The organism is Streptomyces sp. NPDC052043, assembly GCF_044548235.1.
In the GTDB taxonomy this organism is placed as follows: domain Bacteria; phylum Actinomycetota; class Actinomycetes; order Streptomycetales; family Streptomycetaceae; genus Streptomyces.
Genome location: NZ_JBIUBT010000047.1, coordinates 1 through 1,231, shown reverse-complemented (window position 1 = coordinate 1,231; position 1,231 = coordinate 1). Strand labels below are relative to the sequence as shown.

At 66.0% G+C, this 1,231-nt stretch carries 2 protein-coding genes; one reads left to right on the top strand and one right to left on the bottom strand.

Features of this window, described 5'->3' with window-relative positions:
• Positions 1-45: 45 nt before the first annotated feature.
• A protein-coding gene (locus ACIHCX_RS38135) for an IS5 family transposase (RefSeq protein ID WP_400038019.1) occupies positions 46-845 on the top strand; the annotation gives its coding sequence in 2 pieces (ribosomal slippage) (positions 46-385 and positions 385-845; 801 coding nt in all).
• Here the strand turns inward: ACIHCX_RS38135 and ACIHCX_RS38130 are convergent.
• On the bottom strand, positions 817-1,152 hold the full coding sequence (locus ACIHCX_RS38130; protein ID WP_400038017.1) for an ankyrin repeat domain-containing protein: 336 nt from the start codon (positions 1,150-1,152) through the stop codon (positions 817-819). The two genes, ACIHCX_RS38135 and ACIHCX_RS38130, sit on opposite strands and share 29 nt — an antisense overlap.
• Positions 1,153-1,231 lie beyond the last annotated feature (79 nt).

Below are 1,231 nucleotides of genomic sequence, written 5' to 3'. Positions count from 1 at the left end.
ACAAGTCATCTCATTTGGCTGGGTAGGCTGCTGCTCGTGGTGGGAATCGTTGAGCGGCTGGTACCGGACGAGTTGTGGGAACTGTTCCAGCGGGTGGCGCCAGAGGCGCCGACCCGTCCTCAAGGCGGCGGCCGGCGTCGCCACGGTGACCGTGAGGTACTGGCCGCGATCGTGTTCGTGGCGACGTCGGGCTGCACGTGGCAGCAGCTCTCCGCCGCTTCGTTCGGGCCCTCCGGGGCAACAGCTCACCGCCGGTTCACCGAGTGGAGCAAGGCCAGGGTATGGGCCAAGCTGCACCGCCTGGTCCTCGACGAACTCGGCTCCCGTGGAGAGCTGGACTGGTCCCGCTGCGCGATCGATTCGGTCAACATGCGGGCCCTGAAAAGGGGGACCTGACAGGTCCGAATCCTATCGACCGGGGAAAATTCGGCTCGAAGATCCACTTGATCACCGACCGGAATGGTCTGCCCCTGTCTGCCGGAATCTCCGGGGCCAACGTCCACGACAGCCAGGCCCTGGTCCCGCTCGTGCAGGGCATCCCGCCGATCCGCTCCCGCCGAGGGCCTCGGCGGCGCCGACCGGCAAAACTGCACGCCGACAAAGGCTACGACTACGCCCACCTGCGGCGATGGTTATCGGCACGCGGCATCCGGCACCGGATCGCCCGCAAGGGCGTGGACAGTTCCCAGCGGTTGGGCCGCCACCGTTGGGTCGTAGAACGGACCGCCTCCTGGTTGGCCGGCTGCCGCCGCCTTCATCGCCGCTACGAACGCAAGGCCGAACACTTCCTCGCCTTCACCAGCATCGCCTGCACCCTCATCTGCCTGCGCCGCCTGACTCGTTGATGTGCCGCTGCAACAGCTTGACTGCCAGGTCATGGCCGTAGTGACCGGCGAGATCCATGGGTGCTTGCCCGTCGGGCCCTGGGAGCTCTGGGTCAGCGCCGAAGGCCAGGAGCACTGCGGTGGTATGCACGGTTAGCGGGCTGCCGCTCTGCAAGGCGCCATCGCCCTCCGCATCAATGGCATGCGTCAGGAGCGTCATGTTGCCGCATACCTCATCGGGGTCGACCCCCTTGGCCAGGAGCTGAGCCAGGGTCTCTGCGTCCTCGTTCTCCACCGCCTGGTGGGCCGGTGTCCAGATGTTCTCCACGGCAGCATTCAACCGTTGCTGCACCAGCCCGACCAGTGCCTTTCCCAGTCCATGATCGCCAATTGAGATGAGCTGTAAA